The organism is Rugosimonospora africana, from assembly GCF_016862975.1.
Taxonomy (GTDB): domain Bacteria; phylum Actinomycetota; class Actinomycetes; order Mycobacteriales; family Micromonosporaceae; genus Rugosimonospora; species Rugosimonospora africana.
On the sequence record NZ_BONZ01000090.1, the window covers coordinates 49,378 to 74,872 of the forward strand.

The 25,495-nt window shown below is 66.8% G+C and carries 26 protein-coding genes and 5 pseudogenes; 15 read left to right on the forward strand and 16 right to left on the reverse strand.

What is annotated here, in order from left to right; all coding sequences use genetic code 11:
* Window position 1: 1 nt before the first annotated feature.
* From Raf01_RS41505 to Raf01_RS41520, 4 genes are all read right to left on the reverse strand, one after another.
* Window positions 2-895, reverse strand: coding sequence for a metal ABC transporter permease (locus Raf01_RS41505; protein ID WP_203923624.1), 894 nt, complete (start codon window positions 893-895; stop codon window positions 2-4).
* On the reverse strand, window positions 892-1,743 hold the full coding sequence (locus tag Raf01_RS41510) for a metal ABC transporter ATP-binding protein (RefSeq protein ID WP_239134371.1): 852 nt from the start codon (window positions 1,741-1,743) through the stop codon (window positions 892-894). The genes Raf01_RS41505 and Raf01_RS41510 overlap by 4 nt, the downstream gene beginning before the upstream one ends.
* A gap of 58 nt (window positions 1,744-1,801) precedes the next feature.
* Complete coding sequence (locus Raf01_RS41515; RefSeq protein WP_203923626.1) at window positions 1,802-2,752, reverse strand: metal ABC transporter solute-binding protein, Zn/Mn family; 951 nt, start codon at window positions 2,750-2,752, stop codon at window positions 1,802-1,804.
* Between the two features lie 78 nt (window positions 2,753-2,830).
* Window positions 2,831-2,989, reverse strand: coding sequence for a hypothetical protein (locus tag Raf01_RS41520; protein ID WP_203923627.1), 159 nt, complete (start codon window positions 2,987-2,989; stop codon window positions 2,831-2,833).
* Between the two features lie 110 nt (window positions 2,990-3,099).
* Between Raf01_RS41520 and Raf01_RS41525 the strand changes: the two genes are divergently transcribed.
* Entirely contained in the window at window positions 3,100-4,569 is a 1,470-nt protein-coding gene (locus Raf01_RS41525) for an RNA-guided endonuclease InsQ/TnpB family protein (protein WP_275413169.1), read from the forward strand.
* 150 nt (window positions 4,570-4,719) lie between these two features.
* Here Raf01_RS41525 and Raf01_RS50175 read toward each other — a convergent pair.
* From Raf01_RS50175 to rpmB, 7 genes and pseudogenes are all read right to left on the reverse strand, one after another.
* Window positions 4,720-5,232: pseudogene (locus tag Raf01_RS50175) on the reverse strand (LLM class flavin-dependent oxidoreductase); the annotation flags it as partial.
* A gap of 230 nt (window positions 5,233-5,462) precedes the next feature.
* A complete protein-coding gene (locus Raf01_RS41535; RefSeq protein WP_203923630.1) occupies window positions 5,463-5,855 on the reverse strand; it encodes an SCO5389 family protein in 393 nt (130 codons plus the stop codon).
* A gap of 28 nt (window positions 5,856-5,883) precedes the next feature.
* Window positions 5,884-6,852 carry an ATP-binding protein gene (locus Raf01_RS41540; protein WP_203923631.1) on the reverse strand — a complete coding sequence of 323 codons (969 nt, stop codon included), beginning with the start codon at window positions 6,850-6,852 and terminating at the stop codon, window positions 5,884-5,886.
* 69 nt (window positions 6,853-6,921) lie between these two features.
* Window positions 6,922-7,407: a Fur family transcriptional regulator gene (locus Raf01_RS41545; protein ID WP_203923632.1), complete on the reverse strand. Its 486-nt coding sequence runs from the start codon at window positions 7,405-7,407 to the stop codon at window positions 6,922-6,924.
* A gap of 65 nt (window positions 7,408-7,472) precedes the next feature.
* Window positions 7,473-7,880 (reverse strand): Fur family transcriptional regulator, encoded by a 408-nt coding sequence (locus Raf01_RS41550; protein WP_203923633.1) that lies wholly within the window; start codon window positions 7,878-7,880, stop codon window positions 7,473-7,475.
* Window positions 7,881-8,008: 128 nt separating this feature from the next.
* The gene (rpmG, locus tag Raf01_RS51280) at window positions 8,009-8,281 is read right to left on the reverse strand and encodes a 50S ribosomal protein L33 (protein ID WP_203923634.1); all 273 of its coding nucleotides are present in this window, start codon (window positions 8,279-8,281) and stop codon (window positions 8,009-8,011) included.
* A 199-nt stretch (window positions 8,282-8,480) separates the two neighbouring features.
* Window positions 8,481-8,709: pseudogene (gene rpmB, locus Raf01_RS50190) on the reverse strand (50S ribosomal protein L28).
* 746 nt (window positions 8,710-9,455) lie between these two features.
* Here rpmB and Raf01_RS41565 point away from each other — a divergent pair.
* Window positions 9,456-11,258 carry a PAS domain S-box protein gene (locus tag Raf01_RS41565; protein WP_203923635.1) on the forward strand — a complete coding sequence of 601 codons (1,803 nt, stop codon included), beginning with the start codon at window positions 9,456-9,458 and terminating at the stop codon, window positions 11,256-11,258.
* 406 nt (window positions 11,259-11,664) lie between these two features.
* Here the strand turns inward: Raf01_RS41565 and Raf01_RS41570 are convergent.
* A pseudogene (locus Raf01_RS41570) lies at window positions 11,665-11,814 on the reverse strand (transposase family protein); the annotation flags it as partial.
* Between the two features lie 341 nt (window positions 11,815-12,155).
* On the opposite strand from Raf01_RS41570, the gene Raf01_RS41575 reads away from it, so the two are divergent.
* The 4 genes and pseudogenes from Raf01_RS41575 to Raf01_RS51055 form a co-directional block, all read left to right on the forward strand.
* Window positions 12,156-12,647, forward strand: a complete 492-nt coding sequence (locus Raf01_RS41575) for a SigE family RNA polymerase sigma factor (RefSeq protein WP_203923636.1) — start codon at window positions 12,156-12,158, stop codon at window positions 12,645-12,647.
* Between the two features lie 284 nt (window positions 12,648-12,931).
* Complete coding sequence (locus Raf01_RS41580; RefSeq protein ID WP_203923637.1) at window positions 12,932-13,519, forward strand: hypothetical protein; 588 nt, start codon at window positions 12,932-12,934, stop codon at window positions 13,517-13,519.
* A 69-nt stretch (window positions 13,520-13,588) separates the two neighbouring features.
* Window positions 13,589-13,765 carry a transposase gene (locus tag Raf01_RS41585; RefSeq protein WP_373319740.1) on the forward strand — a complete coding sequence of 59 codons (177 nt, stop codon included), beginning with the start codon at window positions 13,589-13,591 and terminating at the stop codon, window positions 13,763-13,765.
* Window positions 13,766-13,989: 224 nt separating this feature from the next.
* Window positions 13,990-14,265, forward strand: a pseudogene (locus Raf01_RS51055) (IS5/IS1182 family transposase); the annotation flags it as partial.
* Between the two features lie 319 nt (window positions 14,266-14,584).
* On the opposite strand, the gene Raf01_RS41590 reads toward Raf01_RS51055, so the two are convergent.
* Window positions 14,585-15,244, reverse strand: a complete 660-nt coding sequence (locus Raf01_RS41590) for a polysaccharide deacetylase family protein (RefSeq protein WP_203923638.1) — start codon at window positions 15,242-15,244, stop codon at window positions 14,585-14,587.
* 574 nt (window positions 15,245-15,818) lie between these two features.
* Window positions 15,819-17,045: an LCP family protein gene (locus Raf01_RS41595; RefSeq protein ID WP_239134372.1), complete on the reverse strand. Its 1,227-nt coding sequence runs from the start codon at window positions 17,043-17,045 to the stop codon at window positions 15,819-15,821.
* A 694-nt stretch (window positions 17,046-17,739) separates the two neighbouring features.
* On the opposite strand from Raf01_RS41595, the gene Raf01_RS41600 reads away from it, so the two are divergent.
* The 3 genes from Raf01_RS41600 (at window position 17,740) to Raf01_RS41610 (ending at window position 21,017) form a co-directional block, all read left to right on the forward strand.
* Window positions 17,740-19,002 carry a hypothetical protein gene (locus tag Raf01_RS41600; RefSeq protein WP_203923639.1) on the forward strand — a complete coding sequence of 421 codons (1,263 nt, stop codon included), beginning with the start codon at window positions 17,740-17,742 and terminating at the stop codon, window positions 19,000-19,002.
* A gap of 363 nt (window positions 19,003-19,365) precedes the next feature.
* Window positions 19,366-19,530 carry a hypothetical protein gene (locus Raf01_RS41605; RefSeq protein ID WP_203923640.1) on the forward strand — a complete coding sequence of 55 codons (165 nt, stop codon included), beginning with the start codon at window positions 19,366-19,368 and terminating at the stop codon, window positions 19,528-19,530.
* Window positions 19,531-20,081: 551 nt separating this feature from the next.
* A complete protein-coding gene (locus Raf01_RS41610) occupies window positions 20,082-21,017 on the forward strand; it encodes a helix-turn-helix domain-containing protein (RefSeq protein ID WP_275413170.1) in 936 nt (311 codons plus the stop codon).
* Window positions 21,018-21,154: 137 nt separating this feature from the next.
* Here Raf01_RS41610 and Raf01_RS41615 read toward each other — a convergent pair whose 3' ends face one another.
* The gene (locus Raf01_RS41615; protein ID WP_203923642.1) at window positions 21,155-21,361 is read right to left on the reverse strand and encodes a DUF397 domain-containing protein; all 207 of its coding nucleotides are present in this window, start codon (window positions 21,359-21,361) and stop codon (window positions 21,155-21,157) included.
* A 279-nt stretch (window positions 21,362-21,640) separates the two neighbouring features.
* Between Raf01_RS41615 and Raf01_RS41620 the strand changes: the two genes are divergently transcribed.
* Both Raf01_RS41620 and Raf01_RS50730 read left to right on the forward strand, forming a co-directional pair.
* Window positions 21,641-21,940, forward strand: a complete 300-nt coding sequence (locus Raf01_RS41620) for a hypothetical protein (protein ID WP_203923643.1) — start codon at window positions 21,641-21,643, stop codon at window positions 21,938-21,940.
* Window positions 21,941-22,385: 445 nt separating this feature from the next.
* On the forward strand, window positions 22,386-22,520 hold the full coding sequence (locus Raf01_RS50730) for a hypothetical protein (protein ID WP_275413171.1): 135 nt from the start codon (window positions 22,386-22,388) through the stop codon (window positions 22,518-22,520).
* 89 nt (window positions 22,521-22,609) lie between these two features.
* Here the strand turns inward: Raf01_RS50730 and Raf01_RS41625 are convergent, their stop codons facing one another.
* Window positions 22,610-22,927 (reverse strand): hypothetical protein, encoded by a 318-nt coding sequence (locus Raf01_RS41625; RefSeq protein WP_203923644.1) that lies wholly within the window; start codon window positions 22,925-22,927, stop codon window positions 22,610-22,612.
* A 566-nt stretch (window positions 22,928-23,493) separates the two neighbouring features.
* Here Raf01_RS41625 and Raf01_RS41630 point away from each other — a divergent pair.
* The 4 genes and pseudogenes from Raf01_RS41630 to Raf01_RS50200 all read left to right on the forward strand — a co-directional run bounded on the left by Raf01_RS41630 (window position 23,494) and on the right by Raf01_RS50200 (window position 24,975).
* Window positions 23,494-23,865, forward strand: coding sequence for a hypothetical protein (locus tag Raf01_RS41630; protein ID WP_203923645.1), 372 nt, complete (start codon window positions 23,494-23,496; stop codon window positions 23,863-23,865).
* Window positions 23,866-24,221: 356 nt separating this feature from the next.
* A pseudogene (locus Raf01_RS51060) lies at window positions 24,222-24,431 on the forward strand (low temperature requirement protein A); the annotation flags it as partial.
* 118 nt (window positions 24,432-24,549) lie between these two features.
* Entirely contained in the window at window positions 24,550-24,696 is a 147-nt protein-coding gene (locus tag Raf01_RS50195; protein WP_239134374.1) for a hypothetical protein, read from the forward strand.
* A gap of 57 nt (window positions 24,697-24,753) precedes the next feature.
* Window positions 24,754-24,975 (forward strand): hypothetical protein, encoded by a 222-nt coding sequence (locus Raf01_RS50200; protein WP_239134375.1) that lies wholly within the window; start codon window positions 24,754-24,756, stop codon window positions 24,973-24,975.
* Window positions 24,976-25,495 lie beyond the last annotated feature (520 nt).

Genomic DNA, 25,495 nt, shown 5'->3' on the forward strand with positions numbered 1-25,495 from the left:
GTCAGGCTCCTGCCGGCGTGTGCACGGTCGCGCGGGTACCTGTCCGGGCGCGGACCGTAGTGCCGATGTAGGTGAGGGCGTAGAGGCCGAAGGCGACGGTGGTCAGCCAGAACCCGATCGGGTACGGCGAGTAATAGGCGATGAACAGTCCCACCCAGACCGTGATCAGGGCCAGCCCGATCGACAGGGCCAGACTGCGCGCAGGTCGTGGGGTAAGCAGTTGTGCGGTGGCCGGTGGCAGGACCAGCAGCGCGAAGATCAGCAGGGCGCCCGTGATCTGGCTGACCTCGGCGGCGGTCGCGCCGAGCAGGGCCAGGAAAACCGCGCCGAGGGGTCGCCCGGGTACACCGTGTGCCCGGGCGACGTCGGCGTCGATGGAGGCGAACAGCAGGGGCCGGCCGATGACCGCCAGCGCGATCAGCGCTACCAGGGCGACGAGGGCCAAGGTGACGACCTGATCGGTGGTGATGCCGAGGAAGCTACCGAACAGCAGTGCGTTGGTGCCGTTGAGGAACCCTTGGTACAGAGCGATGAACAGCATCCCGGCGGCCAGAGCGAACGCCTGCACGGTCCCGATGATCGCGGGCTCTTCGGTGTAGCCGCGCCGCCCGTCGCGTTGCGGCAGAGCGGCGATGATCAGCGCCGCCAGGACGCAGAACGTGAAGTAGCCGAGCGTCACGCCCAAGCCGAGCAGCACAGCGCCGGCAGCCCCGGGGAACCCGGCGACGGCCAGGGTGTGCCCGGCGAAACTCTGCCGGCGCAGCACCATGAACCAGCCGACCGCCGCGGCCAGGACGGCGACAACGGTGCCGGCCCGGAAGGCGTTGAGGATACCGAGGTAGGACCACATGTCCTGGATGTCGGCGAGCAGGTTCGGAGAGAAGCCGCCGGTCATGCGGAGCCGCCATGGCGATCGGTGTGGCGGGCGGGCGCCTCCGGTTGTCCGACCACCACGAGGCGTCCGTCGGATGTGGACAGCACTTCGATCGGGGTGCCGTACAGGGCTGTGAGGGTCTCGGAGGTGATGACCTCGGCCGGGGTTCCGGAGACCGCGCCGCCCTGGCCGAGGTAGATGACCCGATCGAGGTAGGTCAGGATCGGATTGACGTCGTGAGCGACGATCATCACGGACACGTTCTCGGTGCGGGCGATCCGGCTGATCAGCGCGGCAATCGCGGCCTGGTTGGGCAGGTCGAGGCTGTCCAGCGGCTCATCGAGCATGAGCAGTTTAGGGCGGCGAGCCAGTGCTTGAGCGATCAGCAGCCGCTGTTGTTCACCGCCGGACAGCTGTCCGATCGGCCGGTGCGCGTAGTCGCTGGCGCCGACCAGCTCGACCAGTTCGCCGACCCGCTCGGTAACCGCGCGGGAGCGCCGGCCGCGTACCGGCAGACCCCACCGGTCGCCGTCGAGGCCGAGACGGACCACGTCCAGGCCGCGTACCCGCAGAGAGGCATCGAAGCTGCGCCTCTGCGGCAGGTAGCCGATCTCGTGGTTGGCCTGCCCGGGCGGTCGGCCGAGCAGGCGCACCGTGCCTGCGGCCAGTGGCACCAGGCCCAGGATCACCTTGAGGAGTGTGGACTTACCGACGCCGTTGGGGCCGAGGATGGCCACGAACTCGCCGGCGGTCACGGTCGCGTCGGCGTGTGACCAGATGGTGCGTCGGCCCAGCACGGCGGTGGCCCCGCGGACGTCGACCAGTGCCGGGCGATCCGATAGGCCACCCGGCACTGTCGCCCCCGTCACGCTTGCCGGCTGTGGAGACCCGGTGACATCAACCTGGATCGGGGTGGAGGGCATGACGTTACCGCTTTCCGCCGGCCTGGCTCAGTGCCTGGCTCAGCGCGTTGAGCTGGGCGACCTGCCAGTCCTGGAAGGACGCGCCGGCCGGGGTCAGCGTCTCGGTGATGGTGCTGACCGGGATCCCCGCCACCTTGGCCTCGTTGACCTGCGCCTGCACGTCCGGGGTGGCGTTCTGGCTGTTGTACACGTAGACCTTGATCTGCTTGGTCTTGATCTGGTTGTCGATCGTCGCCTTGTCCTGTGCGCTGGGGTCGCTGCCCTCGCTGATGTCGGTCAGGAACGCCGGCGGCGTGAGCAGGTTCAGGCCCAGCCCCGGGGACAGCATCGCGAAGATCGACTCTGAGGCGCCGACCGGGGTGCCGGAGTAGGTCGCCTTGATCGACGCGATTGTGTCGAAGTAGGTCTTCAGGTTGGTGTTGATGACGGTGTCGTGCTGGGTGGTGAAAAACGACGCGTCGGCCGGGTCGATCTTCTTGTAGTCGGCGGTGATCTGCTCGATGACCTGCCGCACGTTGTCCGGGTTGTACCAGCGGTGCGGGTTGTCACTGTCCTTCGCCCCGACCAGGTCACCCACGGTCAGCGTGGTCCGGGACGAGGACGGGTTGGCCTCGGCGAGCTTGGTCGCCCAGGCGTCGTACCCGACCCCGTTGATGATGGCCAGCTTCGCCGAGGCGACGTTCCGCCCGTCGGCGGCGGTGGGCTCGTAGTCATGCGGGTCGGCGTCCGGGTTGTCGATGATGCTGCTGACCTTGACGTGCGACCCGCCCAACTGCGCGGCGAGGCTGCCCCAGAAGTTCTCCGCTGCCACCACGGCGATGACGTCGGAGCCGCTGGTTGATACCTTGGATGAGGTGGAGCAGCCAGCGAGTGCGACGACCGCCAGAGCGGCGGCGCCGGCCGCCAGTCCGACGCGAGGGCTCCAGACCCGCTTCGGCGTAGATATCGAGAACACGGCGAGCCTCCGTGAGATGTGTCAACCGGTCAGCTCGACGTTAACGAAAACAGAAGTCGTTTTCAAATGCAGGTGTCGCTATGCGACTGGCCCGCCCACCTCGCGTAACGGGGGAAGGACTTCGGTACCGAGGCGGGCGATGTTGGCGAGGGTCCGGGTCGCATCGCCGGCACCCGCGACCATGAGCAGCAGTCGCCGGACCCCGGCGGTGGCGATCGCGTCGGCCAGTCGCTGCACGCACAGCGATGGTGGCCCGACCGGGTGGATGTCGAGCGGATATCTCAGCTCAGTGCCCGTTGAATAAGGGTCCTCCAAAAGTGTCGGGGGTGGGTTGATACTCATCGGCTGTGGGCAGATTTACCGCGTTTCGGTTCACGGTTGATCCGTTGCCGGAGCAGGTGGTGGTGTTGGCGCGGCATACGGGTGCGTCACGGTTTGCCTACAACCAGTCGTTACGCCTGGTCAAGGACGCGCTGACCGCCCAGGCGAAAGACCCCGCGGTGGAGGTGCCGTGGTCCCGGTTCGATCTAATCAACGTCTTCAACGGGTGGAAGGTGTCCGCGGCGGCGGGTCGGCTGCTGGTCGCTGACCCGTCCGGTGAGGTGGCGGTGGTGGCCACCGGTCTGGCCTGGCGCACCGAGATCAGCTCTCAGGTGTTCGAGGAGGCCGTCGTCGACCTGAGCCGGGCCCTAGCCGCCTATAGTGCCTCCCGTCGGGGTCAGCGTGCCGGACGGCGGATGGGCTTTGCCCGGTTCAAGCGCAAGAGTCGGGACCGGCGCTCGTTTCGGATCCGGCAGAAGACCAGCGGTGGTCGTGGCTGCATCCGGGTCGGTGACGAGGCTGCCCGCACGGTGTCCCTGCCCCGCATCGGTGTACTCAAGGTCCGGGAGGACACCCGCAAACTCCGGCGGATGCTGCGCACCGGGCGGGCCACGATCACCTCCGCCACAGTGTCCTGGCGGGCCGGGCGGTGGACGATCGCGTTGACCGTGAAAGCAGCCGACCTGCACCCGGACCGGCAACACCCGCCACACTCCGACGGTGACCCGACAGGTTGGGTGGGGGTGGACCGGGGACTTGCCTCCTACGTGGTCTCCGCTACCGCCACCGGCCGTGAGGTGTTCCGGGAGGATGACCCGCCCAGGCCGTTGCGGGCCGCGCAGGACCGGTTGCGGCGACTGTCCCGGCAGGTCAGTCGTAACAAGAAGGGCTCGGAGAACAGGGCCCGGGCGGTGGCCCGGCTGGGTCGGGCCCACGCCCGGGTACGTGATGTGCGGGAACACTTTCTGCATGAGGTTGCCAACGAGTTGGTCCAGACTCACGACCGGCTGGCGTTGGAGACCTTGAACATCACCGGCATGATGGGCAATCACCGGTTGGCTGGGGCGATCGGGGATGCCGCCTGGGGCGAGCTGGGCCGGATCATCGCCTACAAGCAGGCATGGCGCGGCGGGCAATGGGTGCCGGTGGACCGGTGGTTCCCGTCCACGAAGACCTGCTCCCGCTGCCACACCATCGCCGCGGACATGCCGCTATCGGCCCGTACCTTCGCATGCGGAGCGTGCGGGTACCGGGCCGACCGCGATCTGAACGCGGCGGTCAACCTCGCTGTCTGGACCGAGCAGCACCACGCCCAGACCCGGGACCCCGAAGCACGAGGCCCGGTTATCAACGCTTCCGGAGGGGACGGCTCTGGCCCACACCACTGTGCGGGTGAAACCAGCCCCGATGAAGGAAGAACCCCACCACCACGCACGGTTCGGTGGCGGGGACGCCCGAGGAGGGCCGTGTTTTATGAACCCATCAGGAGTTATTAAAGACGCTGTCAGAAAGGAGTGCGGGTCGCGGGCCGGTCCGGTGCTGCCGTCGACTCGCACGTACCCGGCGGTCGCAGCCAGCCAGTCGGGCATCGCTGCACGTAGGGCGTCCTGCGCTTCGGCACGGTTGTCAGCGACGTACGCGAGGTGCGCGCTGGCGTGCGGTAGGTCGAGTGCCTTGTACGCCTTCAGCAGACGCCGCTTCTCCTCGACGCTGGCGTGCATACCCAGCAGCAGCGGCAGCCCCCTCGCTGCCGCGAGGGCGGCGGTGGCCTCACTGGTAGCGCCGACCCAGACCGGTACCGGCCGACGCGGCACCGGAACCACGGCCACCGGCGGGAAGCGGAACATCGCGCCATCGGCGCCGACCTTCTCGGCGCCGGACAGCCACGCCGGCAGCAGGTCGAGGCTTTCCGGGAAGCCGTGCTCGTAGCGGTCCAGGCCGGTGCCGAACACCTCCAGGTCGATCCACGGGCCGCCGCGCGCGACCCCGAGATCCAGCCGGCCGCCGGACAGCTCGTCGAGCAGCACCGCCTCCTCCGCCAGCGCCACCGGGTGGCGGTTGGACAGAATGCACGCCGCGGTACCTACCCGCAGCCGATGGGTGCGGCCGAGCAGATGGCCGGCGAACGTCAGCGCGGACGGGCACGATCCGTATGAGATGAAGTGGTGCTAGGCAATCCACACACCGTCGAAGCCGGCCCGCTCGGCGGCCAGGCCGTAGGACACGGCGTCGCGCAGCGCCTGCGCGTGGCTGGTACCGGGAAACTGCCCGGCCAACAGAAACAGGTCGACCCGAAGCCGGCATTCCTGGAGATGTTCGCCTGCACCGCGCCGGCTCGGGCCGCGCTCTATGCAGGGGGACCGGCCGCGGCCGGTCCCCCTGTGTCCGGTCAGCAGTCACGCAGTTCAGGTGACTGGTTGAGCAGCTGTCCGCAGGCAGAGATGAACGCCTGGTACCGGTCGCCTCCCACGGCTGCGAGGCGGAAAGCGGCGACCCGGTGGCAGTTCTGGAAGGCCAGCTTCACCCCGAAGTGGCGCTCCAGCCCACCTCGAATGGCATCACTGGCAAGTGCCCGCAGCAACTGCCCGCGCTCGACCTCGCTCGGCGGCGGTACCGCGTGATCGGCGAACTCTGCTTCGCCAGCGGTCAGGTCCGCGGCGACCTGACTGACGATGCTCCAGGCATACGGCAGGGACTGGCGTACGCAGTCGACGAACTCTGCGTCGGATACCTCGCCGGCTTCGGCGCGCTCCAACAGGGCGGTGGAGACATCCAGTGACATGTGCTTCTCCCAACGGGTGCAGCGGTCATTACCGGGATAGGGCAGAAAGCATTGCGGGCCCGAGAATGAACTCGGGGTCGATCTGGACGGCGAGGTCCTCGCCGGTCTTGGTGTTGGCCCACGCCTGCGCGTTGCGGAGGTGGAACTGTGCCGCCTGCCGGCTGAACCGGGCCCAGTCCCTCGGCGTGGCATCGGCCGCCTCGCGCATGGTGTCGAGCACCGCACGGCCTTCCGACTCCAGTTCTTCGATCGGACCGGGCCGGCCCTGCTCCGCAGCGCGCACGTGCCGGGAGACTCCGAAGCAGGCCAACAGGTCCGCACCGACCTGCTCGCGCAGGAACGCCTCGTCGGTCTCGTCGGCCACCTTGTTGCCCACCACGGACACCGCGACCTGGTAGTCGGCCGCGTAGTCCAGGTACTGGCGGTACACACCGACCGACCGGACGGTCGGTTCGCACACCACGAACGTGCGGTCGAACCGGGTGAACAGGCCGGAGGCGAAAGCGTCGGCACCGGCGGTCATGTCGACCACCACGTACTCGTCGTCCACGTCGACCAGATGGTTGAGCAGCAACTCCACGGCGCCCACTTTGGAGTGGTAGCAGGCCACCCCGAGATCCGACTCGGCGAACCCACCAGTGGCGGCCAACCGCACCCCGTCCACCGTGCGCACGCAACGCCGGTAGATCGGATTGTCGTCGACCACCCGCAGCAGCCGCGAGCCGCGCCCGGGTGGGGTGGTCTTCACCATCGCCGCCGCCGACGAGATCCGCGGATTCTCTCCGCGCAGATACTCCTTGATCTCATCCAGGTGCTCGCCCAGCGTGGGGTGCAGCACCGCCTCGTCGGCGTCCTCCCCCAGTGCCGCGGCGAGATTCTGATTGATGTCTGCGTCGATAGCCAACACGGTCCGGCCTTGTGCGGCCAGGCGCTGGCTGAACAACGCGGTCAGGGTGGTCTTGCCCGCGCCACCCTTGCCGACAAAAGCAATCTTCATGATTGGTGTCTTTCCGTCAAAACCTTCGGACAAGACACTGATACTCATTTTCGATAACCGTGTCAAGGCTCAGGGCGTGTCGCCGACAGTCGAGGCCGATGGGGTCGGGCCGACATGAGAGCCGGGGCGGCAGCGGCCGCACAGCCCGTAGACGTCGCTGCGCTCGACGTTGGCCACGAAGTCCGCGTCGTGACGGGCGGCGGACAACCACTGGCGTACGGTGTCGGCCGGGCGCTCGATCACCCGTCCGCACTCCTCGCACACCAGATGCGCGTGCGGTACCGGATCGCAGATCCGGTACCGCTGCTCCTCACCCGCGAACACGTGCACCAGCCCCGCCCCGGCGAACGAGTGCAGCACCCGGTAGACGCTGGTGATGCCCAGCCGCGACCCGTCGGCACGCAGCAGGTCGAAGACTTCACCCGCACCGACCGGCCGTTCCCGCCCGAAAAGCAGCCGATACACCGCCCGGCGGGGCGCGGTGATGGTCAGCCCGGCGGCACGCAGCACCTGTGCGATCCCGTCGCCGTCGGCGTGCGCCTGCCCTCCGCCCACGCCACCATCACAGCGCTACTGATAACGATTGTCAACTCCGACAGGCTGGGGCCCGGTCGTCGGAATTACCGGGCCGCGCAGTCCGCGCAGGTACCCACGATCTCGATGGTGTGGTCCACGTCGACGAAGCCGTGCGCGACCGCCTGCGCCTGCGCCCAGCGCTCGACCGCCGGGCCTTCTACCTCGATCGCCCGGCCACACTCGCGGCAGACCAGGTGATGGTGGTGGCGGCTACCGCCACAGCGCCGGTAGAGCTGCTCGCCGTCCGGCAGTCGCATCTGGTCGACCTCACCGGCGTCGGCGAGCAGCTGCAGAGTCCGGTACACGGTGGTCAACCCGACCTGCGCGCCCCCATCACGCAGACTCGCGTGCAGCTGCTGCGCACTGCGGAAACCATCCGTGGCCTCCAGCAACCCCAACACCTGCGCCCGCTGCCGGGTGTTGCGTGTGGCGCCAGGCACAACACTCGTCACCGCGAACTCCGATCCTTCACCGTCTCCGAACGCCAACCGCCGAAACGGGGCAGGCCAGAAGGGCAATCCTACGTCGGATCGACCAGCGGCGACGAGTTTGCCCGGCGATCCGAACAACCCGGACGCGGCTACCAGCTGGCCTTGCGTACCCCGGGCAACTCCCCGCGTAGGGCCATGTTCCGCATCCGGACCCTGGACAGCCCGAAGACCCGTAGATGGCCCCGCGGCCGCCCGTCGACCAGATCGCGGTTGCGCAGCCGGGTCGCGCTGGCATCCCGCGGCTGCCGGGCGCACCACCGATCGAACTTGCGCAGCACCAACCGATCCGGGTCGTTGCGCCGATTCTTGCGGGTCACATACGTGTAGCCGGCACGTCGAGTTCCGTGAGGAGCGCTGAGCATGGCCGAGAAGAGCAAGATCGCGGCAGATGCGCGGCGCCGGGCTGTCGTGGCCCGGTACGCGCAGCGCCGGGAGGCGCTCAAGCACGCCATCGCCGATCCGTCGACCGGCCCCGCGGCACGGGCGGCGGCCATGGCCGAGCTGCGGTCCCCGCCGTACTGCGCAGCTTCACGATCGGGCGCAGCTGCGTACCCCGGGCCATCAGAGCCTCACCCCCTGCGAGCGCAGCCGCGCCACCACCGTCTCGATCCCTGCCGGTCCACGGCGCGCAGCGCCTTCGCGGTCAACGTCACCCAGCGCCGCTGCGACGGCAGCCAGAACCGGTGCCGCTACAGAATCGGATTCCACCGCCTGCGAATGCGCCGGTGCGAGTGGGATACCGCGTTGCCGAAACTCGGCTGAGCGCCGTGACATCACATCGTCGAGACATGAACCTCTCCCTCGGAGGTCGGTGAGTACGAGGCGCCCGTTGTGGGGCGCCCGGTGGGCCTGGCCGCGGAACCCCGGGGGGATGGGTGGACCACGGCCGGACCTTGTCTATAATGACAACCGTTTTCAACTAGTAGTAGATCTTCGCGTAAATAACAGTGATGTAGTTAGATGATGTCATGCGTCTGCCCCCGCTCGTGGTCACGGATGAGGATCGTGTGGTGTTGGAAAGCCTGACCCGGTCGCGTACGGCGGCGACCCGGGATGCGCAGCGGGCGCAGATCGTGTTGCTGGCCGCGGATGGCTGGTCGAACCGCAGAGGTATCATGATCGCTGATCCAGGAAGCTCTGCGTAGCCAGGTTGATGGTCAGCCAGAAGCCCAGCCCTGGTGTGGCCGGTGGGCACGCCTCTGGGCCCCGCTGTGCACCGAGTCGCCCTCGTAGCTGCGCTGGTGCGTTAGAACGTTGCGCCGCAGTTTGCGGCTGATTGTCGATGGTGCGCCACTGGGCTGCTCAGCGATCGCCGGCACGCAAAGACCGACACGATGAAGGACGGCCAAAATTTAGGCGCTTCATCATCGCATGATCGCATGTCAATATGTCAATCTGGTGACGTCGCATTCCTGGCCCGGCGAAACACCGCACGGGAAAGACGTAAAGATGAAACCTTTCTTCGTGAGGAATTGCACTCCCAAACCCGCCTCAGGTCAGGTGCCGGATCGGCTGATCGCGGGCTATACGGCCCTGATGGCCCTGTTCGGGGCGGGCGTGTTCGCGGGTTTCGGGGTCTTCAGTTGGGCGGCGATCGGTTTATCCGGCGCGGGGGCCATCGTCGCGGGCATCAGCCGGTACGGCCCGACGCGCCCGTTGCCCTGGTGGATGCTCGCCGCCGCGATGCTCGCCATGGCGGCAGGCGACGTTATCTACGACGCGGAGGCCACCGGTTGGTTCAGCGCGCCGGTGATCGCGAACGGGTGCTACCTAGCGACATTCCCTCTGCTGACGTGCGGTCTCATCCAGATCGCTCGCAGCGGCGCGATGCGGCTGGATTGGGCCCGGACGCTGGACATGCTGACGTTCACCTGCGCCGCCACTCTGGTCGTCTGGGTCTGGCTGGTCGCCCCGCGTCTGGCTGACAACGATCTGGATCCGGCCGCCAAGTCGACGCTGGCGGCCTACGCGATCGGCGACCTGCTCATTCTGCTGACCACGGCACGGCTGGTGGTTGCGGCGCGGCGCAACACCGCCATGATCCTGCTGGCGGCCGGAGGCGCCGCCCTGTTGACAGCCGACCTCTGGTACACCCTGACCACACTGCGCAGCGGCTGGCATGCCGGCGGCCTGGGCGAGGCGCCGTACCTTCTGACCTACGCCTGCTGGGGCATGGCGGCTCTGCAGCCGTCCATGGTGCACCTGACCGAGCCGACAGCCGCCCGCTACCGGCAGCTGTCCGTGTTGTCGACCGGGCTGCTGACCCTGTCGTTGGCAACGCCACCGGGCATACTGCTGTTCGAGGCGGGCACCGGGCAGATCCACGACGGTCCGGTTCTGGCGATCGTATGGATGCTCATGTCAGCGTTCGTGATCACGAGGCTGGTGACAACATCGCGGCAGCAGCGCCAGACCGCCGCGCGTGAACACCGGCTGCGTCATGCCTGCGACAGGCTCGCCGCCGCGGTCGACACCACCATGGTGACGTCCGTGGTCTGCGAAGCAGTCAAGGAACTGATGCCCACCGGACTGGTCCATGCCCACGTGCTCGCGGTCCATGACCGACGCCTGCCCGCCAGTCCCGATCCCGCCGCCGAACTCCTCCGGCGCTACCCACCGCCCCGCGCGGATCAACGACGCTCGCGGCTGCTGAACACCCGCACGCTGCATCCAGACCTGCGTGATCGCCTCGACCAGCTTCCCGCCACGCTGGCCTGCCCCCTCACCGTGGACCACGCTGACCCCGGCGCCCCTGAACTCGGTGCGCTGCTGGTCGCGGGTGAGCACCGCGCACTGACGGCGATCCAGGACCTGGTCGAGGTGCTGGCGGCACAGGCGGCACAGGCACTGCAGCGCATCGCGCTGACCGACGCGGTCGATCGCCAGGGCGACGAGGAGTTCCTGCGGACGGCCACCCGCAACAGCATCGACGCGGTGTTGATCATCGACGGTGATCGGCGTATCCGGTACGCCAGCCCGGCCCTGGCCAACCTTGTCGGCACCGATGTGCCGATCCTCGCCGTCCTCAGTGATGTCCTGCCGACCGAGAACCAGGAGCAGATTGAGCGCACGCTACGCGCCGCGCATCGATCGTCGCAGACGAGTGGGGCACGTGACTGGTGGCACCTGTCCCGTCCGGACGGTAGCCCCATGATCGTCGAGGTGAACTGCCGGGACCTGCGTCACGACCGCACGGTGCGGGGATACGTCATCACCGTGCGAGACCTGGCCGAGCAGGACGCAGGACAGCGGGAGGCGATCCGACGAGCGCTGAGCCGGTCACCGGCCGCGCAGAACCGGGACAGTGTGCAACGCCGGTTCGGCCCGGCGCCCGGCTGACAGGTAGCTGACAGCGATCACGATCGCGATGACCATCGGTCGGGACGCTTCCGCCACCGGCCGCGTTTACCTTCACCACAGCGACGCCGCAGGCTGGATACCAGACGTCGTTGACGGCGCTCTGACGCTCGATCCGTTACGCCTATCGAAGCAGTCGCGATCAGGCGGCACCAGGTGATCTGCCGCCGCCCGGTGGGCCCGGCCTCAACGGCACGAACGGGAGCGGGAGACAGATCGGTTCGACCCGACGTGCGTGGTTCCCGGCCGTATCGAGGGATGCAGCCATCGTCTCCCGCGCCATCGCGCTCGCCGGCGGGCCGACGGGACTGGTAGCCCGAGGACACGATCACGTTCTGCGACCCGCACGCTGCCGACGTGTACGGTCGGGCCGCGGGCCAGCGCGAGGAGGGCCGATGGTGTCGACGCCCCGATGGTCGGCGGCATGCGAGACGCCGAACAGCGGGCCGATCTGACGCAGGGTCAGGTTGGTCCGCCAACAGACGGCGACCAACAGTATCCGGTCGAACAGGGGCGGAGCCGAGGGCCGGCGCGGTCGCTGATCCGCGATGGTCTCGCCTCCGCAATGGTCTCGCCTCCGCGTTGGGCGCCTAGGTTCTGTCCCGCCGATCATGGCCCAGATCAGACCCGCGACAAGCGCCATTCAGGTGCGGTAGGTCGCCCGGTTGACCAACTGGACCGCCAGGTCCTCCACCGCTTGAGTCAGTGTCCGTCTGACGGACGGGTCCCGTCCAGAATGAGTCGGGTGATCTTGCCTGGGAAGCACGCCGGCTGCTGGCGCGAGCAACCTGCTGGGCGTGTCGCTACGACGTCAGTTCAGATGAGTCGCAACTGCGACGTGACGAGGGAGCCGATGATAACGCCCGTCAGGAAAGCCGGATGAAGCGAGACGACGAACGCGCGTTTCGCGATTACGTGGCCGTCCGGCTCGAACAACTACGCAGGACCGCCTACCTGTACTGCAGGGACTGGCACCTCGCCGATGATCTCGTCGGCGTGACCGTAGGGAAGCTGTACGCGCACTGGCGCCGCGCTCAGGCCGCTGACAATGTGGACGCCTACGTACACGGCATATTGATCCACGCCTGGCTGGACGAACGACGCCGACCGTGGCGACGCGAGCAGCCAATCGCCGATGTTCCGGACTCACCGATCCCCAGCGCGGATCGGGATCGCGGTGACGTGCTGAAGGCACTCGCCGACCTGCCACAGCGTAGGCGCGCCTGCGTGGTGCTGCGCTACTACTGCGATCTGTCGATCGAACAGACGGCAATCATGCTCGGCATCTCGACCGGCACCGTCAAGAGCCAGACAGCACGGGCTCTGCAGAGCCTGCGCACACTGGCCGCCCACCTGAACGAGGAGGACTGATGCGGGAGATCCTTGACGAGGCCATCGGCGTCTCGCCCCCCAGTGGGATAGACATCGACGCCATCGTGGCCAGGAAACGACGGCAGGCGAAGCTTCGCTCTGGCGCGGTGGCCGCGGCGGCGGTATGCGGTGCCGCGGCAGCGCTGACCGTAGCCGCGGTCACGGTACACGCGATCGGGACAGGACCGTCGACGGACACAGCTGGCCGCGGAGCCGGCAACCGCGCCAGCGCGACGGCCTCAGCCAGCCCGGTACCCTCACCAGCGCCGCTACCCAGCCGGCCCGTGGAGACACCGGCGCAGGTGAAGCAGCGGTTGGTCAATACCTTGACCAGCCAGCTGACCGCCCTGCTGCCCGGCGTGCAGATCAACGACCGGACCACCAAGCAGGCGGGTATCACGATTCGTCCCGGCCAGGACAACGGGCCCGGGCAGTCGTACCACGCCAGTGTCCGGCTCACCACTTCGCCCGGCAGCGGCACCTTCGACGCCTTGTCGGCGCCACGGTCGGAGTCGCCGACGGCCTCGCCAACCGGTCCGGTCACTGACCGCCCCCAACCGCCGACAACCTGCGAGCAGTTCTGGGCCGGATCGCAGACCGCCCCTGCGCACCCCGATGACCGGCAATGCACTGTCAGCGTCGGCCCCGAAGGCCAGATCGTTCTGGCCGCGATCGACAAACTTGATACCCAGGCGGTGCGCTACGAGGTCGTGGTGCTGTGGGCGCACTCCTATGTCGACGTGACACTGGAGAACTACTTTGAGGGCTGGGTGAACGAAGGGGACCCGCCGAACCAGACATTCCTTCCAACACCACAGCTGACCCTCACACAGCTCGCCACCCTCGCGGAGAACCCCGCGCTCGGCGTCTAGCAGGGTGTGTCCGCTGACCTTCTAGGGTTGATGGCCCACCATGCCTGAATGGTCGGTCGAGGTGAGTTGATGGACAAGGCGTGGGCAGCGATCGAGCCGTTGCTGCCCACGCCTGGGATACGGGCTGCTCGATGGCGCGATCATCGGCAGGTCATCAACGGCATTCTGTGGAAGCTGCGCACCGGTGCGCCGTGGCGGGACCTGCCAGAACGGTACGAGCCCAGGAAAACCTGCCGCGAACGGTGACGCCGCTGGACCGCGGACGGCCACCTGGGACCGGATTCTGGGCGCGGCCCAGGTCTACGACGACGGCCATCCGTTCGATTGGGTAGTCAACGTGGACTCCTCGGTAGTGTGGCGCACCAGCACATGGCAGGCGCTCGTGAAATGGGAACTGGCGGCCGGGTGGCCGTCGCGGCGACGGATGGAGGCGCTGGGTCGCCCCCGGAGGCGGGAGCACGAAGATTCACCTGGTCGTCGACGGGCACGGGCGGCACTTATCCGTACTGCTGACCGGAGGCCAAGCCGGCAACAATCCTCAACTGCTGACCCCCGCGGGAAGCGATCTGGGTGCATCACGGCGGCCCCGGCCGTCCCCGCAGACACCCGGCACGCTGATCGCCGATAAGGGTGCCGCCCACGATTCCACCCGCGCGGCACGACGGCGCAGGGGGATCCGCCACACCATCCGGCAACGATCGGACCAGATCGCCCGTCGCACCGCCACAGGCAGCACCGGCGAGCGACCACCCGACTTCGACCCGCCGGTCTACAAGCACCGCAGCGTCGTCGAACGCTACTTCAACCGGAGCCAGCCTGGTCCTCACAGCAGCGATCATCTGACCTGCATGATCGACAGGACAGAACCTAGCCGGATCAGCGTGCGGAAACTGTGCTGGCTGCGGCCCAGTGAGCAGAGCAGTCCACTCTGGACGTGCCTCGAGGATTACCTGTATCCGGACGCCATTAACGGTCGCTGTCGAACAATCCACAATGGGCTGCGTGACGTCGCCGAGCGACGATCCGCATACCATGCCGCTGTAGCCCCACGAGCGGAACAGTCGGTTAGAAGTATGGGCGGTGGACACCTGACCGGTCGGCAGTTGCCTGCGGGTTGGTGGGCATGGGTTGCAGGTGGAAGTTCGCGACTAGGGTGGGCAGCAGGGTCCGCAGCGCCTCGATGGTCTGGCTGCGGTCGCCGCCACCGTCGTGCATCAAAATGATCGAGCCGGGCTTCGCCTTGTTCAGGATCGTGTATTCGATGCTGGCTGTGCCGGGCCTCTGCCAGTCATCGGTGTCCACGCTCCAGTCCAGTGGTGTCATGCCCATCCGCATCGCTTCGGAGACGATGGTGTGTGACCAGTTACCGCCGGGTTGGCGGTAGTAGTGGACGCTGGCGCCGGGTACGGCGGTCTGGATGGCGGCGATGGGGCGGGTCAGTTCGTTGTCGATGTAGGCCAGCGACTTGTCGGCCATCTGCTCGTCGTGGTCCCACGAATGGTCGCACAGGGTGTTGCCGGCGGCCACGATCGCTTTCACGAGTTCGGGGTATTGCTGCGCGTTCTGGCCGATGAGGCAGAACGTCGCGGTGATGTGGTACTGGCCCAGCAGTGCGAGGACCTGTGGGGTGTAGGTCGGGTTAGGTCCGTCGTCGAAGGTCAGTGCGAGGTTGTTGTTCTCGGTGCTCTGTACGGCGCCGTCGGGTCCGGTCGGGTCGGTTGGCATGGGCGCGAGGGGCGATGGTGAGCTGGACGGCGACGGCGACGCCGTCGCGGGGAGGTTCTGCGGTCCTGGGTTGGCAGACGCCGATGCGGCCTGGTGCAGGGATAGAGGTCGGGCGTCTGCGCGTGTGCGATGGACTCCGTGGATCGCGACTCCGAGCAGGACCACGGCCACTGCCATGGTGATTGCGGTAACCGCCGCGGTGAGCTGTCGACGCTTCGATGCCTTGCCCATAACCGGACGATACGGCTATAAAGCCTAGATATATGCTTATTTGCGAAAAAGGGAATATAGCGACGTGACGGAGTGTCGGTAGCCGGTCGATCGGGAGGCATCACTGACCGGCCTTGAAGGGGCGCCGGGCGACCGCTGAGCGACCTGTGGCGGCCAGACAACGACGGGCATCCGGCCCGCGCAGGGACATTGGAACAGCTCGGCCAGGCAACCACCCTGCGGCCCGGCATCGGCCCGACGACACCGCTTCAAGGCCATCCGCGGGTGGGCAGACCAAACCTTGCAGCCTGGGCGATCCCCGGCCGGGAACATCACCGAGGTGGCGGGGGCACCTGCGTCCGCGTCAGCTGTGGCTGATCCAGTCCGGGTAGGCGGTCAGGAACTGTCCAACGGTGTCGCCCTTGACGGATTGGAGCAGTTGCAGGCTGGTGTCGCTGAGTTGCTCACATGACCCGATCCCGGGCACGGTGATGCTGTCGTACTGGCCATCGTTGGTCTTGATGGTGGTGATGCCGGCGTCGGTGACGCCGCGCATCGCGTAGATCCAGTCCTCGATGCTGATCCCCCCGGTGTCAACGGTCATGGCCTTGCCGATCGCGTCGAGCACCTTGGAGAATTTGGCGGGGTTGGTGATCGTGCCGGTGGACAGGACTTCCTTGAACACGGCCTTGATGAACTGTTGTTGGTGGCGTTGGCGTCCGTAGTCACCGTCGCCGTTGGCCAGCAGATCACGTTGGCGGGTGAAGTCCAGCGCCTGCCACGCTGACAAGTGCTGACAGCCCGGGTTGTACACCTGCGGCGTCACACCCGCCACAGGGGACAGCTGCAGGTTCGCGTCCTGGGTGAACGGGAGCGCCTCCTGGCCGCTGTCGGTGAAGCCGACGTGGATGGACGTGGTCTTCTCGTCCACGCACATGGTGACTCCGCCCAGCACACCTGCCACCTGCTGAAAGCCGGCGAAGTTCACCACCGCGGCCGCGTCGAAGGTAATCCCGTACGCCGACTTGATGGTGCGGGCCAGTAGCTGAATGCCGCCGGAGACACCGCCACCGTCCTGGCTACCGAACGCGAACGCCGCGTTGATTTTGTCTTGTCCGCCCGGATACTCGTTGCTCGGGTCCGCGGGGATCTGCACCAACGTGTCACGCGGTATGGACACCAGGTAAGCCTTGTCGTGACCGGCGGGAACGTGCAGAACGATGATCGAATCGGCCCGGCCGAGATCGGCAGGCTGGTCGGGGCGGCCGTCCGTGCCGACCAGGAGAACGTTGACCGGTCCGCTGACCGTGACGTGGGAAGCGGCCTGGTTACCGGCGCCGCCGAGCAGATTGGCCTGGGTCACGCTCCTGGTGGCCTGTGCGAGGAAGACCTTCACCCCGACAATCAGGGATCCACTGCCCATCATCAACACCGCGCCGACAATCACCAGCAGCCGCAGCCGCCATCGATCATCGGTCGATGATGCGCGTCCGAGTCTCGCGTGTGCCATACCTCGCCTCGCTAATCGCAAGCTGATTTCGCAAATTCGCCTGAACTGGGCGAAGACGAAACGGAAGCCATAAAGTATCAATAGCGACCTTAAGTATCAGCTCAATCGCATAACCCACGCGATGGCTGGATGTCATTGCCAGGCGGCCGTCAGCTTGACGCCAGCGCCCACAGCCGACTGCGGCCAGCCCGGGACGGCCGATCTCCACGTATCGGCCATCGACATGCTTGCACCTCCGCCCCGGTGTGACGTGAACCTGTCGGCGTGGTGGAAGTCGTCGTCCGCACCGTCGTCTTTGGCTGACGAAAGCACCAACGGGAGCATTGCTAGCTATTAGGCTAAACCGGACTTTTGTCGGTCTCGCGAATGATGAGGTACCTCGATGCCGGCCGTGCCGCCCGACTGCTCAGCGCGTCCCCCGGGCGCGCACCGCAGCGATGCCTGCCTGTTCGCGGCGGCCGGCCCCACCCAGCGGCAACCCGTATCAGTGATTCCCTCTCGCATTACCGATGCCGGCAACGGCGCAGCAATCGGTGCCGCCCCCGCTGGAGCCTCGCTCAGCGACGCTCGTCTTGGACCCCCGCCTGGCTGGAGGTACCAGCCGCGGGGTGGACACCTCCCGGCACAGGCCGGACCACCCCCTGCGGCTGGGCAGCGCCGGATCGCTGCTCCTTCCCCGCGCGAACAGAAGCAGGCCGTCGCGGCGGGACTTCCCGAACAATCAACGAGGATCATTGTCTTCGTCACGGTCTCAGCCGCCCTGCTGGTGACCGCGATGATCGACGACAGCTGGGCTGGCTGGCTCCCGTTGTTACTTCTCGGGCCAGCCATTGCCGCCTGGGTCGTGAGGCGGCGCTGCCTGCTCGCGAGCCTGTACCTGGCCCAGATCGCGGTGTACTACGGCCTATCGGGACTTGTCACCAGATCCTTGGGGTCGCCGGCCCTGGTCGCCTTGGTCACGCTATGGGCCGGCGGCGTGGTGCTGGGCGCCTGCGTTCTGCGCCGACACAAGACTCGGCTGCTGCCCGCTCGCGGTCAGGCGCCGCACGTCGCGCAGGTGATACTGGCTGGTCTGCTGATCACCATCCACGGCGTTCTCGTCTTTAATGAAAAGATCGGCGTCGCCGCCCAACTCGCCGGGGGCGTGAGCACACCCACCGGCGTGATGGGCACCCTGGCCACCGCCGCCCCGATCGTCGCGCTCATGCTGCTCGTGAGCGCGCTGAGCACGGGACAACGCGTGCCAGCCGCCGTCGCGGTCGCCGGCGGCGAGGTGATACTCCTGACCTTGTCCGGCTTCCGGGGCTCTGCGGCGGTGTTTGTCATCACGGCTTTCACGGTCGCCGCCCTCAGACTGCCCCGATCCTCGCCGTGGCGACGACCGCGGCGTATCGCCACAGCCAGTCTGCTTCTGCTGGCCATCAGCGTCGTGAGTTTTGCCAGCGCCGCCAACGTGAAGAGCCGAGCGGCAGCGGACTCGGGCTTGTCATCATCCGGCACGCAGGTCTTCGGCCTCGATCAGGCGTTGCCGAACGTGGCCGCCCGACTCGATCTGCGCCCAGGTCTGCAAACAGCGATTGACCTGCGGGACGACCCGTACGCCGCCGACGCGGTGTCGTGGACGTTCCAACTCCAGGCCCTGGTACCCAGAGCCCTATGGCCCAACAAACCCGTCATCGACTACGGACGCCGAGTCAGTGCGGAGGTCTACGGCCAGGTCAACTCTGCGTCAAGCTCTACCGTCACCACCATCGGCGACACATTGATCAATTTCGGTGTCGCCGGCGTGGCTATTGCGTCGCTGCTGCTGGGCGTGTTCCTGGCCCTGATCGAACGACTCAGCCGCCAGGGATCCGGCCCAATTTCTCTCGCTCTTACCGCAAGCGCGGCGATGTTCATCGTCGGACAGGAAGGCCCGCTGATCCTGGGCGCGGCCGGACTCATTCGGAACCTGGTGATCGCCTCGACGCTGTGGTGGCTGACAGCCCGGCTGCGGCCAGCCACAACACCGTCGGCGCGCGCCGAGGTGGCAGCATGAACAGCACGACACCACATCAGAGGCGCAGCGGGGATGACGGATGTGTGGCGACCATGAATCAGCTCGGATCTCGCCCGGCCGACGCGCCGAAGTGATGTCGGATGCCAAGATGTCCCTGCCAGGTACCGGTTTTTGGTGGCCGTCTGGTACTACACCACGCCGCCAGACGTGACCCCTGGTGCCCGACTCGTTGACGACGCTCTGACGCCCGATCCGTTATGCCCAAAGGAAGCAGAGGGCAATGGGCGGCACAAGGTGAGGTGCCGCCCGGTTCGTCCGGCTTCAAGGGCACCAACGGTCGCGGGAGACAGATCGGTGAGTGAGCTGAAGTGCGTGGTTCCCGGCTGTAGAGAGGATGCAGTCGTGGTCTTTCGCGCCATCGCCGCCGGCCGGCTGGCCGGACGGGACTGGCAGCCCGGCGACACGATCGCGCTCTGCGACCCGCACGCCGCCGACGTGTACCAGGTCATCGACATCGTCCGGCCTTCCGATGAACCTGACAGCGCTGGTTGGCTGGAGCGAGCGTGAGCGGCGAGGTCATCCAACATGTGGCCGACGAAACATCGGTCGCGTTCATGCTCTGGACGCGCCGTACCTGACCGTATCTGGCATGTTCCGGAGGCGAGCCGGGAGATCTGTGCCCTGAATGATCAATAGTAGGCCGACGACAGAATCGGCCGACGCCCCTTGCTGTGACGGGGGGTCTTATACGCTGAGGGGGTCCTCGCATGGGCAGCTCGGCCTCGATCCTGTTCCGATGGTGGGATCGGGGCCGGGTTGATCCTCAGTGTAGGACGGGTCGTACGGCATGGCGTCTTTGGCTTTGGTGCCGGGCGCGGACTCCTCGGATGTTGATCATCTGAGCCTGTTCGGTTGCGGCTGGCCACTTCTGATGGCGATCGTTTCTCCGCACTGCTGCGGGGCAGTCCCGGTTTGGCGCCGGGTCTCCCGCTGAGAACCCCTGACCCGGACCGCCGGGCCAACCAGGACCGCTGGCCATGGTCCGGGCGCTCCGTGCGGCCCGGGCGCGGACGGCACCCTTATCGATTTATCGGAATAGATCGGGCAGACGCATTTTCATGCACAGAACCGGTGCCGCTGGTTGCTGTCGGCGGCATGAACAGGCGAGTACGGTAGGAACTCTCCGCTTACAGGGACTGACTGCTCGTCGAAGGCGCGAAGGGGTGGGTAGTGTGCCGGTCACCGGTCAGCGCGTTGTCCGCCGGACGCTGGGTCGGCGACTGACTCGGCTGCGGATCGCTGCCGGTCTACTCCGGCGTGAGGTGGCCGGGGAGAAGCTCGGGATTTCCGAAGCCACGTTGCATCGCATCGAGACCGGAAAGGTGCCGGTCACGGTCGCCAACGTCCGTGTCCTGTGCTGGCTGTACGGCGCGGACCGCAGCGTCACCGACGCGCTGGCTGAACTCGCGTTAGGCACCCACCAGAAGCAGTGGTGGGACAGCAATCCCGTGATCCCGGACTGGTTCAAGCTCTACGTGGGTCTGGAGGCCAGCGCCAACCGCATCTACAGCTACGACGGCGAGGTCATCCCCGGCGAGCTACAGACCGAGCAGTACGCGCGTGCCTTGTTCACCGCCGAGAAACCCGGAGACGACCAAGCCGCCCGGCAACAGGTGAAGCTGCGGCTTCAACGCCAGAAGACACTTTTCACCCGCATCCCGTCGCCAGAGTTGACCATCATCCTCGGCGCGGGCGCGTTGAGGCGACCCGTGGGCGGCCCAGACGTCCTCAAGGGTCAGATCGACCACCTGCGCTATGCCAGCCGGCAGCCTCATATCGATGTCCGGGTCCTGCCCTGGTCGGTCGGCGCCCATGCCGCCATGGCCGGCGCCTTCCGCATCCTTGAATTCGACGACCCGGAAGATCCCGATGTGGTCTACCTCGAGTCTCACGTCGGGGCGCTCTACCTCGAAGAACCTCACGAGGTAGAGGAGTATGGGCGCATCTTCAAACTCATCAACTGCGACAGCGTACCGATCGGTGAATACCAGTAGACCGAGCCACCATCACCCGCGGTCCTGGGTGTCGGCGCGGGCAGAAAGATCGATGCCTGCTGGGCACGGCAGGCATCGGAGGCATTCTGCGATCCAGCAGGATATGTGACTGTCCGCGGCGCGGACTTCCACCGGGCTCAGCCGCCGAGCAGGCAGTCGAACTCGCCCTTCTTCACTCCATCGAGGAACGAGTCCCACTCCTGAGTGGTGAATCGTACGGTGCCGACTGCCGGACTCTTGCTGTTGCGGACCTCGATCAGCCCGCTACTACGGCGGGCCTCCACGCAACTGCCGCCGTTCCCAGTCGACCTACTGGACATCATCCAGTCAGTGTCACTGTTCATCGATGACCCCCTCACATGTTTCGATCTTTCGACCCCCTCGGACGCGGGTAGCGTAAACCGGAATTCCGTCATCGTGAACGATCCCGTGGTGCCAATTTTCGGCGCGAAATCTTGCACGATGCGTTGCGCCACTGTCATGCTCAGTGATGTCCGGTGACGGGGTCTGCCCGGCCGGCTACCGCAAACACCGAGCACACAACCACGATGAGCTGCGACTGGGGTGACAGCCATGGTCAAGATACGTATCGGCGTGGGGGACGATGACGGCCACAACGATCCATGGCAAACGACCGCCGCGGCCTGGACGGGCATGCCGCAGTGAACGCACCGGACCCCGCCGACGAGTTGATGGTGCGCTTTCCCGCCCCGGCCGCAGAGCCGAACCACGGCGCCGACCTCTGGGTACACGCCACAGTCGACCGTGACGCCAAGACGATCACCTACGAGCTGCCCGACAAGACTCGGACCACGCTCGACGTCGTCACCGCCCGTGCCCTGCAGATGATCCTCTGGGAAGGCGTGTTTGGTTCGCTGCAGCCTGACGGCCCACGCCTGTGCGTCGAACGCCCTGGCATGTGACTCGCCGACCACGGGCTACCACCCCACGCCGAGCTGACGACTCCCACATGTGCGCCGGAGGCTCACTCGTCGGCCCTGTGCTGTTCGTCCGCGAGGCCGATGGTCCGGACGACCTGGTTGTCCGAACCAACCTCGCCTGGACACACGCATTCGCCGATGGCAACCGCGCACAGCGAGGCTCGTCGAGTTCCAGCTGCTGGCCCAGGCCGGTCGCGCGGCGCGGCTTTGCTAAGAAACTCCGCGAGCATCTGAAGGTAATCCAAGGCCACCAACGTGGATCGCTGTAGATGACCTCAGTGCACCAAGGGCAGACCATGGGCACACCGGCGAAAATAGTGAAAGCGTCAGCACCTGGCGCTTCCGCCGCCTAACGCGCCCAGAGAATTTCAGTTCGCTATCCGCTCCGCGACGCCTCGCGCCAGAACCGGCGGGGCGGTATGCAGGTATGACCAGTAAGGCAGCGACGCGTGACGTGAACGCCCTCGTCAACGCCGGATTGCTGGTGCAGCGGGGAAGCGCGGTCCGGCCGAACATCGAAATGATGTCGTCGTTGCTGCCGTTGGCCAACCGCCCGTCGTGATCCCAAACATCGAAGCCGTAAGCGTCAGGGCCGGCGGGTGTTCCCGTGCCCGCCGGCCCTGACCGTCTACAGCCCCAGAGGGGTGGATCTCACCCGGTGACGATCAGTGACCACGTGCACTCGGAGTTTATCTCCAAATAGTGGCCACCCCCGTCAGCGTGCTGCGGCACCGTGTCCTTGCCCGACTTCGCAAGCTCGTTCACGAGCACATCCGTCGGCATGCCCGTCGAGTCGTACTCCGTCACCGCGAAGTTCCCCTGCCCGCCGAAGCTGGAGCAGTTGAAGGAGTACGACAGGGTCCACTCGTCGCCCGTGGTGAACGTGTTCGACTTCTTGATCCCGCTGCCACTCAGTTGGAGCAGCGTCCTCGGCGCTGGGGGCGCGGCAGCCTTCGTCGTAGCCGCCACGGCCGCGGCCGTCGTTGCGGGGGCGCCTACGGGTGCGGCCGGTGATGCGACAGACCCGCTCGTCTGGCCACTATCGTTGCCGCCATTGACCGCGGCGACAACGACACCGACACCACAGAGCACGACGACGACCGCGACGACAATCCCGATGACCTTCCCGACGCTGGACTTCTTCGTCGGCGGAGGCGGAGGCGGCATCAAGTACCCCGGCTGCAGCGGATGGCCAGGCTGAGGTTGATATGGCGTCGGCTGCGGTGGAACAGTCGACGGCCACTGCTGTGGCGGGTAACCATGCTGGTTCGCTTGGTACGGACCGGGAGTTTGTGTCACCGGCCCAGAGTGGCGCTCGGGTGACGGCCATGTCACCGGCTGTTCAGCCTGCGTGACCTATCGACCGCTGTGCGACAGCCGCCCGCTTGACCGGACCACTGACCTGACGTCGCGGGATCGATGCCCGATGTTGACACCCTTACCGGCGTCAGGACACATCGACCGTCCCCACGCATCGTTCCACCCACCTGATTCGTTCCTGGAGCAAGCCCTCTTCGGGAGCAAGGAGCAACCTTATGGATTCCGCACCCATGACCCAACAGCCATTCGACGACGATGGGCTTCTCCGGTTCATCACCGGCGATCGGTGGCTGGCCTATCAGGAGTGGCCGACCAACGACCACGGCTATGAGGCCATCACCGCACCAGATGCCGACGGCAGCGTCACCGTCGTCCGATACAACGATCAAAAGGATGTGGGCAGTCGCGGGGACGTGACGACGTTCGCGAGCATCGATGAGGTGACCGGCGTCAGTGCGGAGTTCCTGAGCCGAGCACGGCGCAATTTGGTCACCGGCCGCCGCGAACGGCCCGCGCCGTTACGTCTCGACGAAGACGGTGTCCGCTGGATCCCCGGGGACGATGCCGGGCCAAGCATCTGCGGATAACCTGATCGGCCGCGGCCGGGGGCGGACTGCTGATCGCCCGCCCGGGAGAGTCGGACACCTCGACGCTCAGTTCCACGTCGCCGAGGCCGATGCCTGGGATGCGGTTGGCCGCCTCACCCTCGCCGCAAACGACCCGGAGCCGCACTCCGGCTTAAGTCGCTCTCGCATGAACCACAATCTCGCGACGGCTCGGACTTCGCTTTGCGGCTCGGTCGCCTCGTCCACCGTGGTACCAATGACCGGTAGCACCATCAGCGGGGCGGACGAACTGTGGCGGGGACCGGGGCGGAGGAACTACTACGGGATCCGCGGCAGGCCCGGGGCGTTTACCCGGCTCCCCATTACAGGCACGCTCCGCGCGGGTACTCGTCTGGTTCAGCCTCTCGGCCGCCCTGTGGCTAGCCGGGGCCGTCCTACCCACCCCGAACCGGATCGCGCTGTGGGCGGCGGCCGTGCTGGTCGACGGCACCAGTGCCGTGCTCGGCTGGCCCGTACCAGGGCTCAGCCGCCGACCACAGGCGCATCTGAGAGTGACCGGCGAACACATCGGGGAGCGGTACCGGCAGGTCCTCGTCATCTCCCCTGGGCGCGCTGGTCCTGCTCGGTACCCGGGCCTACGGCTTCGCGGGCCTGGACTACGTCCGCACCCTTGCCTTCCTCCTCGTCTTCACGACCACCACGCTGATGCTGTGGATCTACTTCCCGCCGCCCGGACGGGATCCCGGCACCGTGATCAACACAGCCGGGCCGAAGATCGCGGTGATCGCCGCGTACTGCCACGGGACCATGATTGCCGGAACTGTGGTCGAAGCGGCCGCCGCCGAGCTGTAGATCCGCCGACCGCTCGGACAGCCGAACGCGGGGTTGGCGCTGCTGATCATCGGCGGATTGGCCCTGCACATCGCCGGACGGACCCTGTACGGGGCCGTGATCTACCGCTACCGCCGGCCCTGGCGCGGGCCGGTGGCGCTGTTGGTCCTCGCCGCCGTCACACTCGGGCTGCTACTGGCACCACCCCTGGTGGTCGCCATCGCGGTCGTCTCCCTCGCGCTCGGCCTCACCATCAGCTGGAGAAGAGCGACGGTCAACGCTGGCCAACCGCGCGACTAACGATGCGTTGGGCGGAATAGGTGAGCAAGCCGGGGAACCGCATAGGAGCAACACGGTCCGGTTCTGGACGATGACGAACAAGCCGCTGACGCGTCAGATCATGCTCGGCGGGCGCGGGCGCCGGTACAAAGGTGCCCAGCAGCAACCCGGCAGAGCGGCCATGGATCGCGGTCAGGCCCAGCAACGGCCGAGCACGAGGTCCGGGAGGTGCTGCGATTCAACGAAGAGACCGGCGCCTACCACGAGGCGGTCGTGACCCACCGCGCGCTCTTCCGCTGTCACGGCCGGCCGAAACACGACTCCCGGACCAGCCGCAACAACTGCGTCTACCGATCTCGCAATGCAACAGCCTCGCTGGTTGGCCTGACCAATTGGCGATCGGCACAGTCCGCGAACGCCAGCCCGCAGGCAGCGACGCTACGAGCCAGAGCACCCGTCACCAGGTTTCCTCGACTGCAGCAGCGGCGTGCACCACCCTGGGATTGAGGCGGTTGCCATCTGGGGTTCCGGGGAGCCCTCT